The organism is Polaromonas sp. (genome assembly GCF_018780625.1).
GTDB lineage: Bacteria > Pseudomonadota > Gammaproteobacteria > Burkholderiales > Burkholderiaceae_C > Polaromonas.
Map to the genome: position 1 here is coordinate 1 of NZ_JADMJK010000258.1, position 24,314 is coordinate 24,314.

General features: G+C 61.5%; 16 protein-coding genes, 2 tRNA genes and 1 pseudogene. 8 read left to right on the forward strand and 11 right to left on the reverse strand.

Translation table 11 applies throughout. The features are described 5' to 3' along the window. A pseudogene (locus IV091_RS18265) lies at positions 1-1,400 on the reverse strand (phosphoribosylformylglycinamidine synthase); the annotation flags it as partial. 215 nt (positions 1,401-1,615) lie between these two features. Between IV091_RS18265 and map the strand changes: the two are divergent. Further along, positions 1,616-2,500, forward strand: coding sequence for a type I methionyl aminopeptidase (map, locus tag IV091_RS18270; protein ID WP_293470930.1), 885 nt, complete (start codon positions 1,616-1,618; stop codon positions 2,498-2,500). Between the two features lie 59 nt (positions 2,501-2,559). Continuing rightward, a complete protein-coding gene (locus IV091_RS18275) occupies positions 2,560-5,151 on the forward strand; it encodes a [protein-PII] uridylyltransferase (RefSeq protein ID WP_293470881.1) in 2,592 nt (863 codons plus the stop codon). A gap of 130 nt (positions 5,152-5,281) precedes the next feature. Here the strand turns inward: IV091_RS18275 and def are convergent, their stop codons facing one another. The 4 genes from def to smc are packed head-to-tail and all read right to left on the reverse strand — an operon-like array spanning position 5,282 to position 12,581. Next, positions 5,282-5,821 carry a peptide deformylase gene (gene def / locus IV091_RS18280; RefSeq protein WP_293470883.1) on the reverse strand — a complete coding sequence of 180 codons (540 nt, stop codon included), beginning with the start codon at positions 5,819-5,821 and terminating at the stop codon, positions 5,282-5,284. A gap of 39 nt (positions 5,822-5,860) precedes the next feature. Next, entirely contained in the window at positions 5,861-7,948 is a 2,088-nt protein-coding gene (gene ligA / locus IV091_RS18285; RefSeq protein ID WP_293470884.1) for an NAD-dependent DNA ligase LigA, read from the reverse strand. A gap of 14 nt (positions 7,949-7,962) precedes the next feature. Further along, the gene (locus IV091_RS18290) at positions 7,963-9,039 is read right to left on the reverse strand and encodes a cell division protein ZipA C-terminal FtsZ-binding domain-containing protein (RefSeq protein ID WP_293470885.1); all 1,077 of its coding nucleotides are present in this window, start codon (positions 9,037-9,039) and stop codon (positions 7,963-7,965) included. A 5-nt stretch (positions 9,040-9,044) separates the two neighbouring features. Continuing rightward, positions 9,045-12,581, reverse strand: coding sequence for a chromosome segregation protein SMC (gene smc / locus IV091_RS18295; RefSeq protein ID WP_293470887.1), 3,537 nt, complete (start codon positions 12,579-12,581; stop codon positions 9,045-9,047). A 338-nt stretch (positions 12,582-12,919) separates the two neighbouring features. On the opposite strand from smc, the gene dapC reads away from it, so the two are divergent. The 6 genes from dapC to IV091_RS18325 all read left to right on the forward strand — a co-directional run bounded on the left by dapC (position 12,920) and on the right by IV091_RS18325 (position 20,462). Then, positions 12,920-14,125, forward strand: coding sequence for a succinyldiaminopimelate transaminase (gene dapC, locus IV091_RS18300; RefSeq protein ID WP_293470889.1), 1,206 nt, complete (start codon positions 12,920-12,922; stop codon positions 14,123-14,125). Between the two features lie 11 nt (positions 14,126-14,136). Continuing rightward, positions 14,137-14,964 (forward strand): 2,3,4,5-tetrahydropyridine-2,6-dicarboxylate N-succinyltransferase, encoded by an 828-nt coding sequence (gene dapD / locus IV091_RS18305; RefSeq protein ID WP_293470891.1) that lies wholly within the window; start codon positions 14,137-14,139, stop codon positions 14,962-14,964. A gap of 52 nt (positions 14,965-15,016) precedes the next feature. Next, positions 15,017-16,168: a PilT/PilU family type 4a pilus ATPase gene (locus tag IV091_RS18310; protein WP_293470893.1), complete on the forward strand. Its 1,152-nt coding sequence runs from the start codon at positions 15,017-15,019 to the stop codon at positions 16,166-16,168. A gap of 91 nt (positions 16,169-16,259) precedes the next feature. Next, on the forward strand, positions 16,260-17,465 hold the full coding sequence (dapE, locus tag IV091_RS18315) for a succinyl-diaminopimelate desuccinylase (protein WP_293470895.1): 1,206 nt from the start codon (positions 16,260-16,262) through the stop codon (positions 17,463-17,465). Next, the gene (prmB, locus tag IV091_RS18320; RefSeq protein ID WP_293470897.1) at positions 17,462-18,343 is read left to right on the forward strand and encodes a 50S ribosomal protein L3 N(5)-glutamine methyltransferase; all 882 of its coding nucleotides are present in this window, start codon (positions 17,462-17,464) and stop codon (positions 18,341-18,343) included. Before dapE ends, prmB begins: the two co-directional genes overlap by 4 nt. Positions 18,344-18,437: 94 nt before the next feature. Beyond that, positions 18,438-20,462 (forward strand): ATP-binding cassette domain-containing protein, encoded by a 2,025-nt coding sequence (locus IV091_RS18325; RefSeq protein WP_293470899.1) that lies wholly within the window; start codon positions 18,438-18,440, stop codon positions 20,460-20,462. A gap of 233 nt (positions 20,463-20,695) precedes the next feature. On the opposite strand, the gene IV091_RS18330 is transcribed toward IV091_RS18325, so the two are convergent. The 6 genes from IV091_RS18330 to pal all read right to left on the reverse strand — a co-directional run bounded on the left by IV091_RS18330 (position 20,696) and on the right by pal (position 24,280). Then, positions 20,696-20,771: transfer RNA gene (locus IV091_RS18330), tRNA-Lys, on the reverse strand. Positions 20,772-20,781: 10 nt separating this feature from the next. Continuing rightward, a tRNA-Lys gene (locus tag IV091_RS18335) sits at positions 20,782-20,857 on the reverse strand. 78 nt (positions 20,858-20,935) lie between these two features. Continuing rightward, a complete protein-coding gene (locus IV091_RS18340) occupies positions 20,936-21,778 on the reverse strand; it encodes a tRNA threonylcarbamoyladenosine dehydratase (RefSeq protein WP_293470901.1) in 843 nt (280 codons plus the stop codon). A 23-nt stretch (positions 21,779-21,801) separates the two neighbouring features. After that, complete coding sequence (locus tag IV091_RS18345) at positions 21,802-22,917, reverse strand: YeeE/YedE family protein (protein ID WP_293470902.1); 1,116 nt, start codon at positions 22,915-22,917, stop codon at positions 21,802-21,804. A gap of 49 nt (positions 22,918-22,966) precedes the next feature. Next, entirely contained in the window at positions 22,967-23,728 is a 762-nt protein-coding gene (gene ybgF, locus IV091_RS18350; RefSeq protein ID WP_293470904.1) for a tol-pal system protein YbgF, read from the reverse strand. 15 nt (positions 23,729-23,743) lie between these two features. Further along, positions 23,744-24,280 carry a peptidoglycan-associated lipoprotein Pal gene (gene pal / locus IV091_RS18355; protein ID WP_293470906.1) on the reverse strand — a complete coding sequence of 179 codons (537 nt, stop codon included), beginning with the start codon at positions 24,278-24,280 and terminating at the stop codon, positions 23,744-23,746. Positions 24,281-24,314 lie beyond the last annotated feature (34 nt).

A 24,314-nucleotide genomic window follows, 5' to 3' on the forward strand; every position in this document is an offset into this window, starting at 1 on the left:
CTGGCCGCGCTGCCGCCCATGCCGATGCGCATGCCGGGGCCGCCGAGCTGGATCAGCAAGGTGCCGGCCGGGAACAAAATCTTGTGGGTCAGTTCAGCGTCAATGGTGCCGACGCCGCCGGCAATCATGATGGGCTTGTGGTAGCCCCAGCGCTGGCCGTTCACGGTCTGCTCGTATTCGCGGAAGTAGCCCGCCAGGTTGGGCCGGCCGAACTCGTTGTTGAACGCGGCGCCGCCCAGCGGGCCTTCCGTCATGATCTGCAGCGGGCTGGCAATGTGCCCGGGCTTGCCATAGTCGCCATCGAACAGTTTGGAGACGGTGAAACCGGTCAGGCCGGCCTTGGGTTTGGAGCCGCGCCCGGTCGCGCCCTCGTCGCGAATCTCACCGCCGGCGCCCGTTGATGCGCCGGGGAACGGCGAGATGGCCGTCGGGTGGTTATGGGTTTCGACCTTCATCAGCACATGCGTCAGCACGTCGTCCGTGGCGCTATAGGCTTGATAGCTGCTCGCCCCCGTGCCGTCTGGGCTGGAAGCTGATTTGGCATAAAATCGCTGGATTTTTGCGCCTTCCATCACGGAGGCGTTGTCTGAATACGCCACCACCGTGTGCTGCGGGTTCAGCTGCTCGGTGTTGCGGATCATGCCAAACAGGCTTTTTTCCTGCTGCACGCCGTCTATCGTGAACTCGGCATTGAAGATCTTGTGGCGGCAATGCTCGCTGTTGGCCTGCGCGAACATCATCAGTTCAACGTCGGTCGGGTTGCGCTGCAACTGTGTGAAGGCGTTGACCAGGTAGTCAATCTCATCGGCGGCCAGCGCCAGGCCGAATTCGGTGTTGGCGCGCTCCAGCGCGGCCTTGCCGCCTTGCAGCACGTCAATGGTTTGCAGCGGCGCGCCCTGCAGTTCCGTAAACAGGCCGGCGGCGGCCTGCGCGCGGTCAAACACCACGCTTTCGGTCATGCGGTCGTGCAGCACCGCGGCAACCTGTTCATGCTGGGCATCGGTCAGGGCCGTTTTGCTGAAAAAGCCGGATTTGAGCATCAGGCGGTATTCGGTGATGCGCTCGATGCGCTTGACCGCCAGGCCGCAGTTGTGCGCAATATCGGTGGCCTTGGACGCCCAGGGCGACACGGTGCCAAAGCGCGGCGACACGATGAACAGCAATCCGTCAGGGGCCGCGGCAGGGCAAGGGTCGCCGTAGGTCAGCAGGGCGGCCAGTTGCTGTTTGAGGAAATCCGAAGGCGCAGCTTCGGTGGCCACCAAGTGCACAAACCGGGCGCTGACGCCGATGATCTTGTCGTGAATGCCTTGCAGGCGGGGAAGAAGTTGCTGGACGCGAAATTCGCTCAGGGCGCTGATGCCGTGGGCATCGCCCTCAAAAGTCGTCAGGTGCAGGGTCACGGTAGTAGTGGCCTGGTGGCCTTGTGGTGGAGTGTGAAGAGGCAGCCGGCAAGCTGTAGTGGGGACCTGAGGTCGCCCGCATGACACCGGTTTTGCAAAAAATTGTCAGAGGTCGGCAGGCTGCGCATGAAGCGGCAATTTTATCAGCGCCTCGGGCGCAAGCGCCAAACTGCTGCATTTTGACTGCGGGCGTTTCAAAAAGTCTGCGCAAACCGCTGCAAGTCCGCTGCCCTGCAGGCGAAATAGTCCGGTGGGATAATCAGCGCATGAGTATTACTTACAAAAATGCGGAAGAAATTGAAGGCATGCGCGTGGCTGGCAGGCTCGCTGGCGAGTTGCTGGACTACCTGACGCCTTTCGTCAAACCCGGCGTGACCACCAATGAAATCAACCAGTTGGCCCACGACTACATGGTCCAGGTGCAGGGCACGATCCCGGCGACGCTGGGCTACGGGCCGCCCAACTACGCGCCCTACCCCAAGTCCCTGTGCTCGTCGGTCAACCACCAGGTGTGCCACGGCATTCCCAACGACAAGCCGTTGAAAAAAGGCGACATCGTGAACCTGGACGTGACCGGCATCAAGGACGGCTGGCACGGCGACAGCAGCCGCATGTTTCTGGTCGGCGAGGTCTCGATTGCGGCCAAGCGTCTGTGCCAGGTGACCTATGAGGCCATGTGGCACGGCATCATGCGCGTCAAGCCGGGCGTGCGGCTCGGCGACATCGGTTTTGCGATCCAGACCTTTGCAGAAAAGCAGGGCTATTCGATAGTGCGCGAATTTTGCGGCCACGGCATTGGCCGGAAATTTCACGAAGAGCCCCAGGTGATGCACTACGGCCGTCCCGGCACGCAGGAAGAGCTCAAGCCCGGCATGATCTTCACGATCGAGCCCATGATCAACATCGGCAAGCGCGACATCAAGGACGGCCCCGAAAAAGACGGCTGGAGCATCGTGACGCGCGACCACTCGCTCTCGGCCCAGTGGGAGCACGAGGTGCTGGTCACCGAAACTGGCTACGAGGTGCTGACGCTGTCTGCGGGCAGCCCGCCGATTCCGGCGTTTGTGCCCCAAAACAAGCTGCCAGCTGCCGACGCCTGAACCCGGCGCGTAGCCGCCCTCCAGCGCACATTAAAGGCTCCCCATGGTTCGTTTTACCCATGCTTGATCTACTGCAGGTGCGCGAGCAATACCGGGCCGGTAAAACTGCATTGCTGGCATCGCTGGCAGACAGCGGCGCTTCGTACCGCGGCATTCATGGCGTGCTGAAAAGCCTGTCACGGCACACTGACGCTACGCTGCAGTTGCTGTGGAAGGATGCCGGCTTTGCGGCGGGCGCCTGTCTGGTGGCAGCAGGCGGCTATGGCCGGGGCGAGCTGTTTCCTCATTCAGACGTGGACGTGCTGCTGCTGCTGCCCGACGACGCCAACGCGGAGGGCGATCCGGCCCTGAAGGCAAAAGTGGAAAGTTTCATCGGCCATTGCTGGGACAGCGGCCTTGAAATAGGCTCGAGCGTGCGCACCACGTCGCATTGCGTGGAAGAAGCGGCCAAAGACGTCACGGTGCAGACCTCTTTGCTGGAGGCGCGGCTGATTGCGGGCTCAAAGGATAATTTTCTGGCCCTTCAGCACCAGCTTGAGGCTTTGCTGGACCCGCAGGCTTTTTTTGTGGCCAAAACGCTGGAACTGCGCCAGCGCCACAACAAGTTTGAAAACACACCCTACGCGCTGGAGCCCAACTGCAAGGAGTCGCCTGGCGGCCTGCGCGACCTGCAGGTCGTGCTGTGGGTGGCCCGTGCGGCTGGCCTGGGCAAGTCCTGGGAAGATCTGGCCAAAAGCGGCCTGGCAACGCCCTTTGAAGTCAGGCAGATCAAGGCCAATGAAGCGTTGCTGAGCCTGATTCGGGCGCGCCTGCATATCCTGGCCGGGCGCCGCGAAGACCGGCTGGTGTTTGATCTGCAAACGGCCGTGGCCGAATCATTCGGCTACTCGGCCCACTCCGACGATGGCAGCAAGCTGCCGCGCCGCGCCAGCGAGGCGCTGATGCGCCGCTACTACTGGGCGGCCAAGGCGGTGAGCCAGCTCAACCAGATCCTGTTGCTCAACATCGAGGAGCGCCTGCGCCCCAACACCTACCCGCTGCGGCCCATCAACGCGTGGTTCAGCGACAAGGCCGGGATGCTGGAAGTCAGCAGCGACGACCTGTACGAGCGCGAGCCGCACGCGATTCTCCAGACCTTCCTGGTGTTTGAAACCACGGTGGGCATCAAGGGCCTGTCGGCGCGCACGCTGCGGGCGCTCTACAACGCGCGCAGCGTGATGAACAGCCGCTTTCGCAGTGATCCGGTCAACCGGGCCACCTTCTTGCGCATCCTGCAGCAGCCCGAGGGCATCACCCATGCCATGCGGCTGATGAACCAGACCTCGGTGCTGGGTCGCTACCTCTGGGTGTTTCGCAACATCGTCGGGCAGATGCAGCACGACCTGTTTCATGTCTACACGGTGGACCAGCACATCCTCATGGTGCTGCGCAACATGCGGCGCTTTTTCATCGCCGAGCATTCCCACGAGTACCCGACGTGCTCGCAGCTGGCGGCCGGCTGGGACAAGCCCTGGATACTGTTCATTGCGGCGCTGTTTCACGACATCGCCAAGGGGCGCGGCGGTGACCACTCCGAACTGGGCCGAAAGGATGTTCGCACCTTCTGCCGCCAGCACGGCATTGCCGCTGAAGACGCCCAGCTGATCGAATTTCTGGTGGGCGAGCACCTGAGCATGAGCCGGATTGCCCAGAAGGAAGACCTGAGCAACCCGGAAGTGATTGCCGCGTTTGCCCGGCGCGTGGGCAATGAACGCTACCTGACCGCGCTCTACCTGCTGACGGTGGCCGATATTCGGGGCACCAGCCCCAAGGTCTGGAACGCCTGGAAAGGCAAGCTGCTGGAAGACCTGTACCGCTACACGCTGCGGGTGCTGGGTGGCCGCGCACCCGATGCCGGCGCCATTGTGGAGGCGCGCAAGCGCGAAGCCCAGACCATTCTGGCCCTGCACGCCGAGCCGTTTGAGGCGCACAAGGCGCTGTGGGCGACGCTGGACGTGAGTTACTTCAGGCGCCACGAGGCGGCCGACATTGCCTGGCATGCCCGCCAGTTGTCGCGCCATGTGGGAAAAGCCAAGGTGATTGTTCGCGCGCGCCGCTCCCTGGCGGGCGAAGGCATGCAGGTGCTGGTCTATACGCCCGATGCGCCTGACCTGTTTGCGCGCATTTGCGGTTACTTTGACTCGGCGGGTTTCAGCATCCTGGATGCCAAGATCCATACGGCCCAAAATGGCTACGCGCTGGACACCTTTCAGGTTGTCAGTCCGACGCTGTCCGAGCATTACCGCGAACTGGCCAGCATGGTCGAGGCGGATCTGAGCCGCACGATCGAAGAGTCCGGCCCGCTGCCGCCACCCGGCAAGGGACGGGTGTCGCGCCGCGTCAAGAGCTTTCCGATTGCGCCGCGCGTGGATTTGCGCCCTGATGAAAAAGCACAGCGCTGGCTGCTCACGGTGTCGGCCAGCGACCGCGCCGGCCTGCTCTATTTGATCGCCCGTATCCTGGCCCGCCACCGCATCAACCTGCAGCTGGCCAAGATCACCACGCTGGGCGAGCGCGTGGAAGATACCTTCCTGATCGACGGCCCCGAGCTGCAATACAACCGGGCACAAATTGCGATTGAAACCGAATTGCTGGAAGCACTGAACGCCTGAAGGCGTTGGCGCGTGCTGCCCGTGTGTAAATAGCCCAGCGCATTCATTTTCAGGTTGAAGCTGACCCGGTTGCTGCGGTCCGGGTCGACGATCAGCACCGCGGCGTCGGGCTGGGCGTGCAGGGCTATGATCAGTCGTCGGCCAAGGCCTCCTGCCCCGGAAACAGCACCTCGGTAAAGCCGAACTGCGTGAAGTCCCGGATACGCATGGGGTAGAGCTTGCCGATCAGGTGGTCGCATTCATGCTGCACAACCCGCGCATGAAAGCCGTCCACCGTGCGGTCAATCGGGTCGCCATACTGGTCAAACCCGGTGTAGCGGATGCGCGAGAAACGCGGCACCAGGCCGCGCAGGCCGGGCACTGAAAGGCAGCCTTCCCAATCGCTTTCTTCGTCCGCGCTCAAGGGCGTGATCACGGGGTTGAGCAGCACGGTGCGCGGCACCAATGGTGCATCGGGGTAGCGCGGGTTCGGTGCGTCCGTGCCAAAGATAACCAGCTGCAAATCCACGCCAATCTGGGGTGCCGCCAGGCCCGCGCCATCGACCGACCGCATGGTCTCGAACATGCTGGAAACCAGCAGGTGCAGCGCGTCGGTGTCAAATTCGCTCACGGGCTGGGCCATGCGCAGCAGCCGCTCGTCGCCCATTTTCAGGATTTCATGAATGGTCATAAGCTTGGGTTCCGCAGCGCGGCCTCGTGGGTACAGTGTTCAATTTTCAGAAGGTTCAAGCAGCGCCAGCAAGGCCGCCTGGTCAATCACGGCCACGCCCAGCGCCTCGGCCTTTGCCAGCTTGCTGCCCGCCTCCGTGCCCGCCACGACGTAGTCGGTTTTTTTGCTGACCGAACCGGCGACTTTTCCGCCCGCCGCTTCAATCAGGTCCTTGGCCTCATCGCGGCCCAAGGTAGGCAGCGTGCCGGTAATCACAAAGGTCTTGCCCGAGAGCGGCTGAGGCGCCCGCGCCGCCGGCTCGCCCTCTTCCCAGGTCAGGCCGCAAGCGCGAAGCTGCTCGACCACTTCCCGGTTGTGCGGCTGGTCAAAGAAGGTGCGGATGCTTTTGGCGACGATGGGCCCGACGTCGTCCACTTCCAGCAACTGCGCCTCCGTGGCGTCCATGATGGCGTCGAGCTGGCCGAAATGGCGGGCCAGTGCTTTGGCGGTGGCTTCACCCACATGGCGAATGCCCAGCCCGAAGACAAAGCGCGGCAGCGTGGTTTTTTTGGATTTTTCCAGGGCTTCGAGCAGCTTGTTGGCCGATTTGTCGGCCATGCGGTCCAGGCTGGCCAGCGCGGTAAATCCCAGCTTGTACAAATCGGGCAGTGTGCGAATGACGTGGGCGTCCACCAGTTGCTCGACCAGCTTGTCGCCCAGGCCTTCCACCTCCACCGCGCGGCGATGCGCAAAGTGCAGGATGGCCTCCTTGCGCTGGGCCGCGCAGAACAGGCCCCCGGTGCAGCGGTAGTCGGCTTCGCCTTCTTCGCGCACGGCGGCCGAGCCGCACACCGGGCAGGTACGCGGCATCGTGAACAGGGGCGCACCGGGCACGCGCTTGTCGGGCAGCACGCTGACCACTTCAGGAATCACGTCGCCGGCGCGGCGCACGATCACCGTGTCGCCCACACGCACATCCTTGCGGCGCGCCTCGTCTTCGTTGTGCAGCGTGGCGTTGGTCACCGTGACGCCGCCAACGAAGACCGGCGCGAGCTTTGCAACCGGCGTCAGCTTGCCGGTGCGGCCCACCTGCACCTCTATGCCCAGCACGGTGGTCAGCTGCTCTTGCGCCGGGTATTTGTGCGCCACGGCCCAGCGCGGCTCGCGCGAGACAAAACCCAGCTTTTGCTGCAGTGCCAGGCTGTTGACCTTGTAGACCACGCCATCAATGTCGTAGGGCAGGCTGTCGCGCTGGCGTCCAATGGCTTGGTGAAACGCTATTAATTCGCTTGCGCCTTGTGCAGTCCTGGTTTGGGCTGCAACCGGAAAACCCCATTTCTCCAGGGTTTGCAGCAGCTCAAAGTGGGTATCAAACACCGGCCCGCCCTGCTCGGGCAGCGTGATGTCCCCCACGCCGTAGGCAAAAAAGCTCAGCCGCCGCTCGGCCGCAATGGCCGGGTCCAGTTGCCGCACGCCACCGGCCGCCGCGTTGCGCGGGTTGACAAAGGTTTTTTCGCCCTTGGCGCCTTGCGCGATCTTTTCACGCTGACGCTCGTTCAGCGCTTCAAAATCAGCGCGGCTCAGATAGACCTCGCCGCGCACCTCGATCACGGCTGGCGCTGTGGCGGGCAGCCTGAGCGGAATCTGCCGGATGGTGCGAATGTTTTGCGTGACATCTTCCCCCATCTCGCCATCGCCGCGCGTGGCGGCCTGCATCAGCACGCCGTGCTCGTAGCGCAAGCTCATGGCCAGGCCGTCAAACTTGAGTTCACACACGTACTCGACCGGCGGGTCTGAATCTGCCAGCCCCAGTTCCTTGCGCACGCGGGCGTCAAAATTTTGCGCGCCGGTGGGCTCGGTGTCGGTTTCGGTCCGGATGCTGAGCATGGGCACTTTGTGGCGCACGCTGACAAACTGCTCCAGCGGCTTGCCGCCGACCCGCTGCGTCGGTGAGTCGGGACTCAGGAATTCGGGGTGCGCCGCCTCCAGCGCTTGCAGTTCCCTGAACAGTTTGTCGTATTCGCTGTCGGGGATGCTGGGCGCATCGAGCACGTAATAGCGGTGGTCGTGCAGGTCCAGCTCGGCGCGCAAGGCCGCGATACGCTTTGCGGGCGATGGCGGCGGCGCAAATAAATCAGGGTGGGTCATGGCTTGCCGGGCACTCACGAAAAAACCCGCCGGCTGAGCACCGAGCCGGCGGCCAGGTCGCGTGCGTCCAGCGTGTCATAGAGCTGCTCAAGATCGGCATGGATGGCCTCCATGGCCTCAGCCCGGATCAGGTTGCCGTTGTCGTCAATGATCGCGCCGTCCATGCTGGCCGCCAGCGCCAGCGCAGCCTCGCACATGCGCACAAAAGGCTGCTCCGAGCGCAGGACCTGCGGCACGTCCAGCGACAGGGTAATTTCCCGCAGCGCCGTCTGCTCGGGGTCATCCGCCATGGCGGCCTGGGTGTCAAACGAGAGCCCCAGAATGGGCGCATGGCCCGACTCGCTGGCAGGCAGCACCATGCGGCCCGGCATGGAGCCGGCGATAAAGCCGATTCGCGCGGCGCTTTGCTGCACATAGCCCGGACTCCAGGCTGCGTGCATGGCGCGCAGGGTAAAGCTCAGCTGGGCGTCGTGTCCGCTGGCAAACTGATCAAGCTCGCGGGCGCGGGCAACCTCGTCCAGCATCTCAGGAAACTCGGGCTCGCCGCCCAGGGCGTCGGCAAAAGCCTGGGTCTTCATGACAAATTCGGAATACTCGATCGCGTTGAGTGCGCCGGTTCGGTTGGCCAGCTGAACACCGCACTGAAAGGCGCTGTAGCGCTGGCCGGGGGCCGGAAATTCCCACTCGCCCGTGTTTGCGCTCAAGCCTTCGACGCCGAAAGGCTTGCTCCCCGCTCGCAGCGTGCTGGGCATGGCCGCCAATGCAGCATCACCGGACACCAGGGATTCCAGTACCACCGGGGCCATGGCATCTATCAAGGCATCGAGGGCGGGTCTTTTTTCGGCCGTCGTCCGTTTGGCCAGCGCGGCCAGGCCAGCGTCTGTGTCAAAACTGGGCTCCTGACGACGCGCCAGGTCATCCGCGGGCGGCGCATCCTCGTGGGGCTCCGTGCCCGCAGGTTCCTGCCGGGGGGGCGCTTGCTGAATGGGCCGTTTAGGCAGGTTCCTGCGCGACGACCAGGCGCTGTGGACCACCACGCCCAACAGCACCAAGGCGCCCACGATGGCCAAACTGATCTGAAATGTGCTCATGCTGTTCATGCGGCCTCGGCAAAGCCGAGGGCTGCCTCCATGTCAACGGCCACGACACGCGAGACGCCCTGCTCCTGCATGGTCACGCCGATCAGCTGCTCGGCCATTTCCATGGCGATCTTGTTGTGGCTGATAAACAAAAACTGGGTTTCTTTACTCATGCTGGATACCAGTTTGGCATAGCGTTCGGTGTTGGCATCGTCCAGTGGCGCATCCACCTCGTCAAGCAAACAAAACGGGGCCGGATTGAGCTGAAAAATAGCAAACACCAGCGCAATGGCTGTCAGCGCCTTTTCACCGCCCGACAGCAAGTGAATCGTCTGGTTCTTCTTGCCGGGCGGCTGTGCCATGACCTGCACGCCTGCGTCCAGAATTTCTTCGCCGGTCATCATGAGCCGGGCATTGCCGCCGCCAAAAAGCTCGGGGAACATGCGGCCAAAATGCCCGTTGACCGCGTCAAAGGTACTGGACAGCAGGTCGCGGGTTTCCATGTCGATTTTCCTGATCGCGTCTTCAAGCGTCGCCATGGCGTCGTTCAGGTCGGCCGACTGGGAATCGAGGAACTGCTTGCGCTCGCGCGCCGTGCTCAGCTCGTCCAGCGCGGCCAGGTTCACAGCGCCTAGCGACTGGATTTCGCGGTTGATGCGGTCAATCTCGCCCTGCAAGCCGCTCACCCGCACGTTGCCCGCTTCAATCGACTGCGCCACAGCGGCCAGATCGGCCTGGGCGTTGGTCAGCAACTGCTCGTATTGCTCCACGCCCAGACGCGCAGCCTGCTCTTTCAGCTGGAATTCGGTGATGCGCTGGCGCAGCGGGTCGAGTTCGCGCTCGAGTTGCAGCCGCCGTTCGTCGCTGGTGCGCAGCTTGTGGGTCAGATCGTCGTACTGGCTGCGCTGGGCGCTCAGGTCGGCTTCGCGTTCCAGCTTGGCAGACAGTGCGCTTTGCAGGCCGCCCTGCGCGGCAGCGTCGTTCAGGCGGGAGAGTTCTTCGCGGGCGCGGGCATCTTCCTGCGCGACGCTGGCCGCCTGCTGGACCGCGATGGCCAGCGTGCGCGCCAGCTCTTCGCGGCGCGCGGCCAGGCTGCGCAGCGCGTACTGTGCTTCCTGCGCCTGACGCTCCAGCGTGCGCTGCTGCTCGCGCGACTCGCCCAGGCGGCGCTCGGCGCTGATCACGCGGTCATCGAGTTGCGCATGGCGTTCCTGGCTGTCGGCCAGCTGCATGTCGAGTTCCTCAAAGCGGGCCTCGGCCGTGACCTTGCGCTCCTGCAGCTCGTCCAGCTGGGCTTCGATTTCAGCCATGTCGGCCTGAATCTGCGCGCTGCGGGCGCGGGCCTGCTCGGCCAGCTGGCTCAGGCGCAGCAATTCGACTTGCAGTTCGTGGGCACGGCTCTGATTTTCAGCGGCCTCGCGGCGGGCCGTGGCCAGGCGCTGGGCGGCGTCCTGATAGGCGGCCTCGGCGCGCAGCAGCGCAGACCGGGCTTCGTCGCTGATCAGGGCCTGGGCCCGGAGCTGCTTGTCGAGGTTTTCGATTTCCTGGGCACGCGCCAGCAGGCCGGCCTGTTCGGAATCGGGCGCATAAAAGCTCACGCTGTGCCGGGTCACGGCGTGGCCGCCCAGGACGTAAATCACCTCGCCGGACTGCAGCCTGTCGCGCGCCGACAGCGCGTCGTCCAGGCTGGGCGTGGTGAAGCAGCCCTGCAGCCAGTCGCCCAGCAGGGCGGACAGACCGGCGTCGTTGAGCCGGAGCATATCTGCGAGTGGCTTGAGATTGAGCAGGGCGTTGGTGGGCTCGGGCAGCCCGGCGCTGGGCGGTGTGTAGAACGACAGCTTGGCCGGCGGTGCGTCCTGGCTGTTGGCGCCGGCAAAGCCGCGCACCAGTTCCAGGCGGCTGACTTCGAGCGCGCCCAGGCGCTCGCGCAGCGCCGCTTCGAGCGCGTTTTCCCAGCCCTGCTCAATGTGCAGGCGGCTCCACAATCCTTGCAGCCCGCCCAATCCATGCTTGTCCAGCCAGGGCTTGAGCTTGCCGTCGGTCTTGACTTTTTCCTGCAGCGCCTTGAGCGCTTCCATGCGGGCCGACAGGCCTGCGCGTGTGGCCGATTCGGTGTTGACGGTCTGCTGCAGCCGGCGCCGCTCGTCGTCGAGCTGCGGCACGCTGTCGGTCAGTTCGTGCAGGCGGGCCTCGGCCACCGACTGGGCTTCTTGCGCGCTGGCAAACTGCGTGCCGAGGTTGGCCAGCCGCGCCTCGTCGGGGGCATTGAGCGCGTTGCGGTCGGCCGTCAGCCGTTCGCGCTTCAGGGTCAGTGCGCGCGACTGCTCTTCAATATTGCGCTGGTCGGCGGCCAGCACCTGAATTTGCTGCTGCACCTGGGTGACGCTGGCGCGCTGCTCGTTGGCCTTGCCCTGGGCATGGCGCAGCGCTTCTTCAAGCGCGGGCAACTGGTCCTGCTGCTCTTCGTTTTGCGCGGTCAGCAGCTCGGCTTTTTCTTCAGCATTAAAGGCCTGTTCGGCCAGGCTTTCGGTTTCGGCCGCCGCTTCGTCCTGGCGCATGGCCCACTGGGCGGTTTGCTCCTTGAGCTGGACCAGGCGCTGCTCGACGCGCAGGCGGCCATCGACGACAAAGCGGATTTCGGCCTCCAGCCGCCCTACTTCGGCGCTGGCTTCGTAAAGTTTGCCTTGGGCCTGATTGACCTGGTCGCCTGCCGCGTAGTGCGCCTGCCGTATCGTTTCCAGGTCGGCTTCGATGTGGCGCAGGTCGGCAATGCGGCTTTCCAGGTCGTTCACCGATTTTTCGGCGTCGGCCTTGATGCGGGCCTGGTCGGCTTCGCTTTCGGTGCGCTTTAAAAACCACAGCTGGTGCTGCTTGAGCGTGCTCGCGGCCTGCAGCGTGTTGTAGCGCAGGGCCACCTCGGCTTGCTTTTCAAGGCGCTCCAGGTTGGCATTGAGTTCGCGCAGGATGTCTTCGACGCGGGTCAGGTTTTCGCGCGTGTCGCTCAAGCGGTTGGCGGTTTCGCGGCGGCGCTCTTTGTACTTCGAGACGCCGGCCGCTTCTTCCAGGAACAGGCGCAGTTCTTCAGGCTTGGATTCGATGATGCGGCTGATCGTGCCCTGGCCAATGATGGCGTAGGCGCGCGGCCCAAGGCCGGTGCCGAGGAACACGTCCTGCACGTCGCGCCGGCGCACCGGCTGGTTGTTGATGAAGTAGTTCGAGGCGCCGTCGCGGGTCAGCACGCGCTTGACGGCGATCTCCAGGAACTGGCCCCACTGGCCGCCGGCGCGGTGGTCGGCATTTTCAAACACCAACTCCACGCTGGCGCGGCTGGCGGCCTTGCGGGTGGTGGTGCCGCTGAAAATCACGTCCTGCATCGACTCGCCGCGCAGCTCGGACGCCTTGCTTTCGCCCAGCACCCAGCGCACCGCATCCATGATGTTGGACTTTCCGCACCCGTTGGGGCCTACCACGCCGACCAGTTGTCCGGGGAGTATGAAATTGGTGGGTTCCGCGAACGACTTGAACCCCGCTAATTTGATCGAATTGAGACGCACAGCTGTCCCTGTTTTCTTGAGCCTGACTTACGCCTTGAGCTAACCCGTTGATTGTTATGGAATTTTAACGAGTTGCTGACATGACACGCACGGCATAGAGCCCTGCGCAGCCCGCAATGTTACCCGAGCGCCGCGCTGCGCAAAGCCTGGTGGCCTTTGGCATCGCGCGGCAACACCGAAATTCAGCAGTCCCGCTGAAAATTCTCAATAAATCGGCGTCTAGCCCAATAAATACGGATATTATTAGCTATAAATTTAATAGCTATTGGGGGTCCTGTGGCAGCAGGCCACCGCAAGCCTGGGCGCAAAACGTGGTGCCAAGGCTGGATAATCGGCGCATGAATCCCCTGCTTTCACGCCTTCAGCCTTACCCGTTCGAGCGGCTGCGCCAACTGCACGCCGACATCACCCCCAACCCGGCCTACCGCCCCATCAGCCTGGGCATTGGCGAGCCGCGCCATGCCACGCCCCAGTTGATCAAGGATGCGCTGACCGGCAGCCTGGCCGGCCTGGCGAGCTACCCTGCCACGGCGGGCGAGCCCCGCTTGCGCCAATCCATGAGCGACTGGCTGAAGCGCCGCTACGACCTGAGCCTGAACCCGGCCACGCAAATCCTGCCGGTCAACGGCTCGCGCGAGGCACTTTTTGCGCTGGCGCAAACCGTGATTGACCCCAGCCAGCCCGGCGCCACCGTGGTCTGCCCCAATCCTTTCTACCAAATCTACGAAGGCGCGGCCCTGCTGGCCGGGGCCCAGCCCTGGTTTGCGCCCAGCGACCCGGCGCGCAACTTTGGCGTGGACTGGGCCGCCGTGCCCGAAGCCGTGTGGGCCAAAAACCAGCTGCTGTTTGTCTGCTCACCGGGCAATCCGACGGGCGCGGTGATGGGGCTGGCCGAATGGGAACTGCTGTTCGGGCTCAGTGACCAGTACGGCTTTGTGATCGCCTCTGACGAGTGCTACAGCGAAATTTATTTCCGTGACGAGCCGCCGCTGGGCGGGCTGCAGGCCGCCGCGCAGTTGGGCCGGCATGACTTCAAAAACCTGATTTCGCTGACCAGTCTGTCCAAGCGCAGCAATGTGCCCGGCCTGCGCAGCGGTTTTGTGGCCGGTGATGCGGCGCTGATCAAGCCTTTTTTGCTGTACCGCACCTACCACGGCAGCGCCATGAGCCCGATCGTCCAGGCGGCCAGCATCGCCGCCTGGAACGACGAGCTGCATGTCGTCGAAAACCGCGCGCTGTACCGCGAAAAGTTTGCCAAGGTGACGCCTTTGCTGGCCGGCGTGATGGATGTGGCCCTGCCTGACGCGGGCTTTTACTTGTGGGCCGCTATTCCCGATGTTTTCCAGGGTTCGGACACGGCGTTTTCGCGCGAGCTGCTGGCTCTTTACAATGTCGTCGTGCTGCCCGGCAGTTATCTGGCGCGCGATGCCCGGGGCTTTAACCCGGGTGCCGGCAGAATCCGCATGGCCCTGGTGGCCGAATCCGCAGAATGCGTGGAAGCGGCCCAGCGCATCGTTCAATTCATCCAATCCAAAGTTCACTGAAAACTCATCAAATGACCCAAGACAACCTGCAAGCCACCATCGACGCCGCCTGGGAAAACCGCGCCAACCTTTCGTCTGCCGCCGCGCCCAAAGAGGTGCTGGATGCCGTTGAGCATGCGATTGACCAGCTCAATACCGGCAAACTGCGCGTGGCCACCCGCGAAGCCGTGGGCCAGTGGACGGTGCATCAGTGGCTCAAGAAAGCCGTTCTGCTGAGCTTTCGCCTCAAGGACAACGAACTCATGCGCGCTGGCGAACTGGGTTTTTACGACAAGGTTCCCACCAAGTTTGCCAACCTGAGCGAGCAGGAAATGCGCGCCACCGGCGTGCGCGTGGTGCCGCCTGCCGTGGCCAGGCGCGGCAGCTTCATCGCCAAGGGCGCGATTTTGATGCCCAGCTACGTCAACATCGGCGCTTATGTCGATGAAGGCACGATGGTCGATACCTGGGCCGCCGTGGGTTCATGCGCCCAGATCGGCAAGAACGTGCATCTGTCGGGCGGCGTGGGCATTGGCGGCGTGCTGGAGCCGATGCAGGCGAATCCGACCATCATTGAAGACAACTGCTTTATCGGCGCACGCTCCGAAGTGGTCGAAGGCGTGATCGTCGAGGAAAACTCGGTGCTCTCGATGGGCGTGTACATCGGCCAGAGCACGCCGATTTACGACCGTGAAGCCGATACCGTGAGCTACGGCCGCATTCCGGCAGGCTCCGTCGTGGTCTCGGGCAACCTGCCCAAGGCTGGCGGCAAGTACAGCCTGTACTGCGCGGTGATCGTCAAGCGCGTGGACGCCAAGACGCGTGCCACAACCAGCCTGAATGATCTGCTGCGTGACTGATTGATCCGGAACAGGCCTGCGCGCGTAAATTGACGATGACCGAAGGGTGACTATGAGCACGATGGAGAGAATTTTGCGTTTGATGGCGGACAAGAAGGCATCGGACGTTTACTTGTCGGCTCACTCGCCCGTTCTCATCAGGATTAACGGCCAGGCCATCCCCATTAATGCCCAGATTCTGCCGGCCGACGCCCCCCTCAAGTTGCTGGCCGAGGTGCTGTCGCCCGTGCAAATCCAGGAACTGGAACAATTGGGCGAGGTGAACACGGCCCGGGCGCTGGAGGGCGTGGGCAACTTTCGCATCAGTGGATTTCGACAGCGTGGAACCTATGCGGCCGTGATTCGCTTCATTCCGAGCGAGATTCCCCTGCTTGGCAGCCTGAGCCTGCCGCCCATCCTGGCCGATCTGATCATGGAAAAGCGCGGACTGCTGCTCATGGTGGGCTCGACCGGATCGGGCAAAAGCACGACATTGGCCGCCATGCTGGATCACCGCAACGAAACCGCGCAGGGCCACATTCTCACGATTGAAGATCCCGTCGAGTTTTTATTCACCAACAAAAAATCGGTGGTGAACCAGCGCGAGGTGGGCGCCGACACGCAGTCGTTGCAGGTGGCGCTGAAAAACGCACTGCGGCAGGCCCCCGACGTGATTTTGATTGGCGAAATTCGCGACCGCGAGACCATGTCAGCCGCTATTGCCTATGCCCAGAGCGGGCATTTGTGCCTGGCCACCATGCATGCCAACAACAGCTACCAGGCGCTTAACCGGATCCTGAGTTTCTACCCCGCAGAAGTACGCAAGACCCTGCTGGGCGATTTGGGTGCAGCCCTCAAGGCCATCGTCTCGCAACGCTTGCTGCGCACGCAGGACGGTAGCAGAACACCTGCCGTGGAAGTCTTGCTCAATACCAAACTGATCGCCGATCTGATTGAAAAAGGCGACTTCTCGGGCGTGAAGGAGGCCATGGAAAAATCCATGGCCGACGGTTCACAAACATTCGAGCAGGACATCGCCAAATTGATTGGGCAAGAAACCGTCACGCGCAAGGAAGGCCTGCAGCATGCTGACTCGCCAACCAACCTGATGTGGCGGCTTGAAAACGATTTTTCGTCGGCCAAGGCCAAGCAACAAACGCCAGAGCCGGACGCGGACGACCAGCCGTCCTTCACTGAAATTACGCTGGATGTGATGCACGGCTGATGACCATGGCCCCCACGCTTTTCACGGTGTGTCATGCGCGGGCACCTGCACTTTTTTTCTTCTAGACCGGCCCCGCCCGAACCTAACCACCATGTCCCGAACACTCCGTCTGGCTGAACAGCTGATTTCACGCCCTTCCGTCACCCCCGACGATGCAGGTTGCCAGGCCATTCTGGCTGAGCGGCTGGCCGCGTTGGGCTTCAAGTGCGAAACCATATTCAGCGGGCCTGAGCACTTCCGCGTGACCAATTTATGGGCAAAATTTGAGGGTTTCAGGCCTCTGGCCAAATCTTTGCCAGTGCAAGCCGCTACCAAATCAAATTCAGGCTCGACGCAGCCCAAGACACTGGTTTTTGCCGGTCATACCGACGTGGTGCCCACGGGCCCATTGGAGCAGTGGCATAGCCATCCGTTCACGCCCAGCCATCGCGATGGACAACTCTACGGACGCGGCGCCGCCGACATGAAGGCGTCCATCGCCGCCATGGTGGTCGCCGTCGAGGAGTTCCTGGCTGAGCATCCGCAGCCTGCGCTGTCGATCGCTTTCCTGATCACCAGTGATGAAGAAGGACCGGCGCTTGACGGGACGGTGGTGGTCTGCGAGCGACTCAAGGCCCGCGGTGAGGTGCTCGATTTTTGCATCGTGGGCGAACCGACCTCGGTGGTCAAGCTCGGCGACATGATCAAGAATGGCCGGCGTGGCACCATGAGCGGCAAGCTCACGATCAAGGGGGTGCAGGGCCACATCGCCTATCCGCACCTGGCCAAAAATCCGATTCACCTGTTTGCGCCAGCACTGGCTGAACTGGTCGCGACCGAGTGGGACCGGGGCAACGAATTTTTTCCCGCGACCAGCTGGCAGGTTTCCAACGTACATGGCGGCACGGGCGCCTCCAATATCATTCCAGGCGAGTTGGTCATTGACTTTAATTTCCGCTTTTCCACAGAGTCCACGCCGGAAAGCCTGCAGCAGCGCTTGCAGGCCGTGCTGAGCCGGCACCAGCTTGAATATGACCTGAAATGGACGCTGGGCGGCCTGCCCTTCCTGACCACGCCCGGCACGCTGGTCGATGCGGTGCGCGGTGCCATCCAGGCCGAAACCGGCCTTGCGACCGAGTTGTCGACCACTGGCGGTACCAGCGACGGTCGTTTTATCGCCAAAGTCTGCGCCGAAGTCATCGAGTTCGGGCCCCTGAATGCATCCATTCACAAAATCAACGAATGCGTCGCCGTGGCGTCCCTCGACCCGCTGAAAAATATCTACAAAGGCGTTTTGCAGCGTCTGGCCGCAGCATGAGTGCGCTGACCGTGCTGGCGCTGATTGAGCAGATGGCCGAGCGGCTGGAAACGGCAGGCTTGACGCAGTCCGACGGCTTTGGCCAAGGTACGCTGACGGCTTTCGACGAAGCGGCGTGGCTGGTCATGTGGCGGCTGGGTTTGCCTTTGGATGAACTCGATTCAGTAGAAAAAATGCCGGTAGCGCCTGCCGATATGGAGCAGGTAGCCAGGCTTTTTGACGAGCGCATCACGAATCGCCGGCCCGCCGCCTACCTGACGCAGGAGGCCTGGCTGCAAGGCGTGCCCTTTTATGTTGATGAACGCGTCATTATTCCGCGCTCTTTCATTGCCGAGCTGCTGGCCGACGGCAGCATAGACCCCTGGCTCAGCGAAGACACGCGCCGCGTCCTTGATTTATGCACCGGCAACGGCAGCCTGGCCGTGCTGGCAGCCATGACCTACCCCGAGGTGCAGGTCGATGCGGCTGACATCAGTGCTGACGCGCTGGCGGTGGCCCGCATCAATGTTGAGCGGCACCAGTTGCAGCAGCGCATCACGCTGATCCAGTCCGATGGGCTGGCCAACTGCCCCGGCCCTTATGACCTGATCCTGTGCAACCCGCCCTATGTGAATGCGGCCACCATGGCGGCTTTGCCGGCGGAATTTCGGGCCGAACCCGGGCTGGCGCTGGCCGGCGGCGAAGACGGCATGGACTTCATCCGAAACCTTTTTTCCACAGCCGCGCGCCATATGAGCGAAAATAGCGTGTTGGTGCTGGAAATCGGCAATGAGCGCGAGAATTTTGAGCGCGCCTTCCCGCACCTTGAAGTGCTCTGGTTTGAAACCAGCGCCGGGAGTGACCAGGTCATGCTGATCACGCGCGAACAATTGGTTTGATCCACTGATTTGCACGTTTGGTGAGCGACCGGAATATCCCACTCATGGGCGTGGAACACTGCGCCCCCTAATTTTCTTGAGTCTGTTTGTTTAAATGATTACCCTTAAAAATGTGGTGCTGCGCCGTGGCGCCAAAGTGATTCTCGACAGCGCATCTGTCACCCTCAACCCCGGCGAAAAAGTCGGCCTGGTCGGGCGCAATGGCGCAGGCAAGTCATCGCTGTTTGCCATGCTCAACGGCACGCTGCACGAAGACGGCGGCGAATACTATATTCCTGCGCAGTGGAAAATGGCGCAGGTCGCCCAGGACATGCCTGAGACCGAGCAAAGCGCCACTAGCTACGTGATTGAAGGCGACGTGGTGCTGCTGGCCGCGCAGGCCGAGGTCGATGCGTCCGAAGCCAGCGGCGACGGCGACCGCATGGCCCACGCCTACATGAATCTGTACGACTCGGGCGCGCACGATGCGCAGGCGCGGGCACAAGCCCTGATTCTCGGTCTGGGCTTCAAGCTCAACGAACTTGACAACCCGGTCAACAGCTTTTCAGGCGGCTGGCGCATGCGCCTGCAACTGGCGCGCGCGCTGATGTGCCCGTCCGACCTGTTGCTGCTTGACGAGCCGACCAATCACCTGGATCTGGACGCGCTGGTCTGGCTGGAAGCCTGGCTCAAGCGCTACCAGGGCACCATGCTGGTCATCAGCCATGACCGCGAATTTCTCGATGCCGTGACCGACGTGACGGTGCATATTGAAAGCGCCAAACTCACGCGCTACGGTGGCAACTACAGCAAGTTTGAAGACCTGCGTTCCGAGCAGATGGCGCTGCAGCAAGGCGCATTCAACAAGCAGCAGGACAAGATCGCCCACCTGCAAAAGTTCATTGCCCGCTTCAAGGCCAAGGCCAGCAAGGCCAAGCAGGCGCAAAGCCGTGTCAAGGCACTGGACCGCATGGAAAAAATCGCGCCGCTGCTCGCGGAAGCCGATTTCACCTTCGAGTTCAAGGAACCTGCCAACCTGCCCAACCCGATGCTGTCGATGCAGAACGCCTATTTTGGCTACCCGGCACCCGAAGACGCACCGGAAGGCACACCGCCCACGGTCATCGTGCAAAACGTCAGTAAATCGGTACTGGCCGGCCAGCGCATCGGCATTCTGGGTGCCAACGGCCAGGGTAAATCAACCCTCGTCAAAACCGTGGCACGCGCCCTTGCCCCGATTCAGGGCGACATGACCGAAGGCAAGGGCCTGAACATTGGCTACTTTGCGCAGCAGGAACTTGACGTGCTGCGCTTGAACGACAACCCGCTGGAGCACATGATCCGGCTGGTCAAGGAAGTCAGCGCGGCCGGCAAACTGGGCAACCAGCCCACGCGCGAGCAAGACTTGCGCAGCTTCCTGGGCAACTTCAACTTTGGTGGCGACATGGTCAAGCAGGCCGTGGGCAGCATGAGCGGCGGCGAAAAAGCCCGCTTGGTGCTATGCATGATTGTCTGGCAGCGCCCCAACCTCTTGCTGCTCGATGAGCCAACCAATCACCTGGACCTGGCCACCCGCGAAGCGTTGTCGATGGCGCTCAATGAATTTGAGGGCACCGTGATGCTGGTCAGCCACGACCGTGCGCTGCTGCGTGCCGTGTGCGACGAGTTCTGGATGGTCTCCCGCGGCGGCGTAGCGCCCTTCGACGGTGACCTGGATGACTATCAGCGTTATTTGCTTGACGAAGCCAAGCGTCAGCGCGAAGAAGCCAAAAAGTCCACCAGCAACGCGGCCAAGCCTGCCACCATGGCAGCCAAAGCAGCACCTGCTGCCGCTGAGCCGGCAAAGGCAGCGAATACGCCGGATTCAAAAACCGCATCCACTAAAAAAGAGGAAGCCCAGCGCCGTCAGCAGCAATCAGATGCCTCCAAGCCGCTGCGCAAGGAACTGGAAACCATAGACCGGCAGATGCAGGCGCTCACCCGCGAGCAGGGAAGCCTGCAAACCCTGCTCACGACCGCCACTGCCGCTGTGGAAATTGCCCAGACGGGCAAACGCCTGAAGGCCATTGAAAATGATCTGGGCGCACTGGAAGAGCGTTGGCTGGAGTTGACCGATCAGATTGAGACGGTCACGGCGTAAATGAATTTTGCGACTGGCGTCACCCGTTAAATCCTGACGCCCAGCCGGATATTCACAAGCCTTCAACGCGGCTAAATTCTGTTCGCGTAGCAACTGGAAATCCCCTCTTTGCAGGGGTATCAGGTCTATTGGTGAATCCACGTGTTGAATGACACGTGATTAAATGACTTTAAATAATCGACAAAAAAACTTCAAACCGCACGGGTTTAAAATTTTTAATGAGAATTTAATATTGGTGGGTTCTGCGGGGGTCGAACCCGCGACAAACGGATTAAAAGTCCGCTGCTCTACCGGCTGAGCTAAGAACCCGGGAGATGGATGGTGGGACCTGCGGGGGTCGAACCCGCGACAAACGGATTAAAAGTCCGCTGCTCTACCAACTGAGCTAAGGTCCCAAGATTTCTCTTGGTTTGCACTGCATCGTCTGCAGCACAGCCTCAAATTATAGCGTCAATTTTTAGCTGTTTTAGAAATTACCCAGCAATTTTACTGAGAGCCCAACCGGCTGCGCACACGCCGAACGTAGACGTGACACTCACGACCGATCCATAGCCGTGGCAATTAAGACTGCCATCGCTCTGCGCCACTGCGTCGCCTTGTACTTGAAGAGTCTCCATGGCAGGATTTCCCTGAGCGTCCAGTGCTTTGGGAACGGCAGGTTGAAGCACCGCTTCCCTGCTGAAAACACAGGCGACACCGATTTTTCCCTGGCGGGAAGCGCCATGCTCTTTACGCAGGCGGTAGCGCATTTGCGCCAGCAATGGGTCGTGGGTCACCAGAGACAGATCTTCAATATCGACGCGGTGCGCAAGCCGCTTGCCCCCTGCTGCACCAACGCTGATCAAGGTGGCATTGCCCCGGATAGCCCAGGCCGCCATGGCGGTCTTGGCCCTGACCTGGTCGCAGGCATCAATCACAGCCAATTGTCTGTAGTCGAACCCATCGCCCAGAGTCAGAACGTCTGGCCAATTGCCGGAATCGACAAATTCTTCAATGCAGTCCACCTTGCAGGACGGATTGATCTGGGCGATGCGTTCGCGCATCGCCTGGACTTTGGCCTGCCCCAAGGTGTTGTCGAGTGCATGCACCTGACGGTTGATGTTGGATTCGGCAATGTGGTCAAGATCGACCAGCGTCAGGCGGGCCACCCCGCTGCGTGCAGCGGCCTCTGCTGCCCATGAACCAACACCGCCCAGACCTATCACCACAATGTGCGCAGCACGAATCCGCTGGGCACCAGCGGCCCCATACAGCCGCGCGAGACCGCCAAAACGCCGATCGAGATCGGCAGAAATCACCTCTGCCTCAGATGTCATGTTGTTACCTTTGGGAAGCTGTATCAGAGCGAGCGCTCAAGCTGCCATATCTGGTACTTCAAACCAGCAATGCAACCCATCACGATGGCTGCCACGGCGACAAAACTCGTGGCGCTCAGGGTAGAGATACCAGACAGGCCCTGGCCAATGGTGCAGCCCATCGCGGCTACCCCGCCGACACCCATCAAGGTGGCACCAACCAGGTGGTTGGCAGTGTCCTGTACGTCGCGAAAACCCTCCCAGCGAAAATGACGTGTCGCCAAGGCCTGTGCGGCTGAACCGAGCACAACACCAAACACCGACACGACCCCCAGTGTGAGGACTTTACTTTTGTCGCTAAAAAACATGAGCCAGTCCAGGGTGTAGGCCATGGGCGCAACAAAGCTCATGGCTTCTGCCTTGCCGGTATTGGTGCCAACAAAGATTTCCTCCAGGGTTTCAGGATGCTCGGCCACATGGCCCAGAACACCGCTGACCCACCACATGGCCACGACCACGGCGCCTATACCGAATCCGGCCAGCAGGTTGTTAAAGTTCCGAAATTCCTTGCCCGATAAAGCCCACAGGATCAAACCCGATCCAAGCAGCAGGGCCAGCCCCAGCCCGGCAGCAGACGGCGCCACGCCCCACGCGGCAGCCAGCCAGTTGGGCAGCGTGGCATTGACGGTGAAATCAACGGCGATCTGGTCTATCGTGGCCACGCGCGCCACAGCGGTGATGCCTTTGAGTGTGGCAAACCCTGCAATCCCCATGATGGCAAAAACCACCAGCGATTTAAGACTGCCGCCTCCAATTCGCACGAGCGTCTTGCTGCCGCAGCCAGAGGACAAAACCATGCCGAAACCAAACATCGCACCGCCGACGAGCGCGGAAAGCCAAATGAAGCGGCTGGACGCGTATAAGGTTTTGTCGGGGTCGATCAGGCCTGCCGCCGCCATGCCAAAAAAACCGATCATGGCAACGCCAATCGCCATGCCCCACATGCGCATGCGCGTCCAGTCCCCCATGTTCACGATGTCGCTGATGGCTCCCATGGTGCAAAAATGGGTGCGCTGCGCGATGGCGCCAAAAAGCATTGACAGGATGAAGGCCGCCCAGAGAACCTGGGTGGTCAGCATGTTGAGTCCGAGAATATCCATCCCCGAATTTTAGGCGGGAATGGAAATCCCGAGTCCTGCCTGCCGACTGTTATTTCAGCTTGGCCAGGCGCTCTTTTGCCACCGTGGCGGCTTCAGACTGCGGATAAGCCTTTACAAGGCTAGCCCAGGTCTGGCGCGCAGACTTGACGTCCTTGAGTTCCACCTGGCAATTGGCCATTGACAAGAGCGCTTCCGGTGCGCGCAAATGATCCGGTTCGGCGGCGACCAGCGTGCGGAAATTCACCATCGCCTCCCGGTAGTCACGCAAGGCGTATTGCGCATTGCCCAGCCAGAAAAGTGCAGAGGACTTGTAGCCGCTTTGCGGATAGCGTTTTGTGAACGCGACAAAACTTGTTTGAGCCGCCGCAAAATCACCTGTTCGAAGGGTAGCAAGCGCAGCCTCGAATTGCTGCTTTTCAACCAACTCCGCCACAAACTCTTTTCCGTCCACCGTGACCTTGGCTGGCTCAAACTTTCGCAGGCGTTCGTCCACGCCTTGCGTCAGGTCTTTCTGGTTGCGCTGGATGTCTGAAATGCCCCGGGTCAGTTGCTCGTTCTGTCCACGCAGTACGGCCATATCGTTTCGCAGCGTCTCAATCTGGTTGGACAGATCAAGCACGCTGCGGCGCAACTGGGCATTTTCATCGCTGACTCTTCTCAAGTCTTCCGAAGAGCGCTGCTGCGAAGCCTCTACCTTTTGCCGCAAATCAAGAATGGCTTTGCGTGCTTCGTCGTCGTCAAACAAGGCGGCGTTCGCATTGAGCGCCAGCAGGCAGGCCACCACAGCGGCGGAAGCTTTGAATATATTCACAGTTCTAAAACCGGGTTAGCGGTAGTTGATCTCGGCACGACGATTTTTGGCCATCGAATCCTCGTCCGAACCGGAAGCGGCAGGCTTTTCCTTGCCAAAACTCACGGCTTCTACCTGGGCGTCTGCGACACCCAGCAGTCCGAGCGACCGGCGCACCGCCTCAGCCCGTTTTTGCCCCAAAGCGAGGTTGTATTCGCGGCCACCGCGTTGGTCGGTATGGCCTTCGATAGCCAGCTTGCGCGACTTGTTGGCCGTCAAGTACTTGGCATGCGACTCAATCGTGCTTTGAAATTCAGGCTTGATCAGATAGCTGTTGAAATCGAAGTAAATGATTTTGAGCGTATTCGCAGGTCCGGCACCCGACACGTTACTGCCGTCAATCTGAACTGGGGCCACGCTTCTGCTCGCAGCACCTGCCGCATCGTCAACCTGCCTGGCGCTGCCTGACTTGTCCTCCACAGGAACATCGGCCAGCTTGACGCTGGAGCCGCAGGCCGTCAATGCGGCCAAAAGAACAAGCGAAGAGATGATTGAAAAAAGGGTGCGCTTCATGAAGTACCTTAAAAAATAACAATAACAATAACAA